Raw genomic sequence first — 2,023 nt, 5'->3', positions numbered from 1 at the left:
GCTATTCTCCTCAGAATCAGCAATTTTTAGCCTCAATTTCTCGCAATCCTCGCTATGGGCGCTATTCTCGGACAGCTTCCTGGTAAATTCAGTAACGAAACATCAGTAGCCTCTGATGTCTCAACTTATCATTTTGTTTTACCGTTTTTCAGGTCATTACCATGTCTATTTACCCCGCAAATTGCCCCTGTGGCTCCGGAAGCACATTCACCCAATGCTGTCAGCCTTATATTCAGGGGGAGTCAGCAGCCCCAACTGCCGAAACACTAATGCGCTCTCGTTATACCGCATACACACTGGGCAATATTCCCTATCTGGTTGCAACAACCCACCCCGGGCAGCAGGAAACCATAAAACAGCAAAAAATTTACCAGCAATCAACCGGTACCCTGTGGCAAAGGCTGGAGGTTGTTGATACGGAGGCAGGAAAGGCAGCGGATCAATCCGGCATGGTTGAATTCAAGGCCTGGTTCAAAGAGTCAGCCTTAAGTCCTGAAAAAGTCCATCATGAACGCTCTTCATTTACCAAACAGAAGGGCCGTTGGTATTTTGTCTACCCTGCAATGGCGCTGATCAAACCAGAGACAGTTGGCAGAAATGATCCCTGCCCATGCGGCAGTGGCAAGAAGTATAAAAAGTGCTGCGCATAATCAAACTGACGACATTTACTTTCTACCATAGGAAATTTACCAACTACCATAGGTAGTTACCGAAAATCAATAGACCGGAATCAAAGAAATCAACCTGAAAATATGGTACTTTCAGTTACCTTTAACAGGTTGCCAAGTACAAAATTAGCAGCCTCACAGGCAAATCCCCGGACTTTTCTTCAACGTCAAGCAAACAGGGGAACGGGCAACATGCTGCCCGGACATAACAGCCATGAACGGGCAATAAGGTACAAAGGTCATCAAAACTGTCTCCAGCCCTGATGGGCTACCGGGTTTGATGTCCCTGCCTGGTCCATGGCAATAAAAACTCAAATCAAGAGGACTGACAATGACCATTTTCAAGAAACTGGGACTTGCCATTCTGGGGGCCGGATTCGCTGTCACCGCCAGTGCCGCTACCAGCCAGCAGTTTGTCACCATCGGGACCGGTGGCGTTACCGGCGTTTACTACCCCACCGGTGGTGCTATATGCCGTCTGGTGAATAAAGAACGCAAATCGCATGGCATCCGTTGCTCAGTAGAAAGTACCGGTGGTTCTATTTATAACCTGAACACCATCCGTGCCGGTGAACTCGATATGGGTATTGTCCAGTCGGACTGGCAGTTCCACGCCTACCGGGGTACCAGTGCCTTTGAACAGCAAGGGGCCAACAAAGATCTGCGGGCGATTTTCTCGGTGCACCCGGAAGCCTTTACCATTCTGGCCAGAAAAGATGCCGGCATCAGCAAGTTTGAAGACCTGAAAGGGAAACGCGTCAACATCGGCAATCCGGGCTCCGGTCAGCGTGGTACCATGGAACAGCTGATGAAACTGTACGGCTGGACACACGACAGCTTCTCCCTGGTTTCTGAGTTGAAAGCCGCCGAGCATGCCAAGGCACTGTGTGATAACAAGATAGACGCCTTTGTCTATACCGTTGGCCATCCATCCGGATCGTTCAAGGAAGCAACCACTTCCTGCGACACCGTACTGGTAACCGTTGCCGGTGACAAAGTGAATAAGCTGATCAAAGATAACCCATACTACCGCACTGCGACCATCCCCGGTGGCATGTACCAGGGCAACGAACGGGACGTTCAGACCTTCGGTGTGGCAGCAACCTTCGTCTCCTCCATCGCGGCCAGTGAAGAAGCGGTTTACCGGGTAACCAAAGCCGTATTTGAAGATCTGTCCACTTTCAAAAAACTGCACCAGGCCTTCAGCACCCTGAAGAAAGAAGAGATGGTGTCTGATGGCCTTAGCATCCCGCTCCATCAAGGCGCCAGGCGGTACTATCAGGAAGCTGGACTGCTCTGACACTGACTTAAGCTTAAAAGCCCCGTAAACAGGGACATTGATATAGGTTGATAGA

General features: G+C 49.9%; 2 protein-coding genes. Both read left to right on the top strand.

All coding sequences use genetic code 11. The features are described from left to right. Positions 1 to 161 precede the first annotated feature (161 nt). The gene (locus tag KDK14_RS18940) at positions 162 to 650 is read left to right on the top strand and encodes a YchJ family protein (protein ID WP_257266769.1); all 489 of its coding nucleotides are present in this window, start codon (positions 162 to 164) and stop codon (positions 648 to 650) included. A gap of 349 nt (positions 651 to 999) precedes the next feature. Beyond that, entirely contained in the window at positions 1,000 to 1,968 is a 969-nt protein-coding gene (locus KDK14_RS18935) for a TAXI family TRAP transporter solute-binding subunit (protein WP_257266768.1), read from the top strand. Positions 1,969 to 2,023 lie beyond the last annotated feature (55 nt).

The sequence above is a fragment of the Endozoicomonas sp. ONNA2 genome (genome assembly GCF_024606365.1).
In the GTDB taxonomy this organism is placed as follows: Bacteria; Pseudomonadota; Gammaproteobacteria; order Pseudomonadales; family Endozoicomonadaceae; genus Endozoicomonas.
The sequence above is the reverse complement of the archived record's forward strand: the minus strand, read 5'-3'. Positions and strand labels throughout refer to the sequence as shown.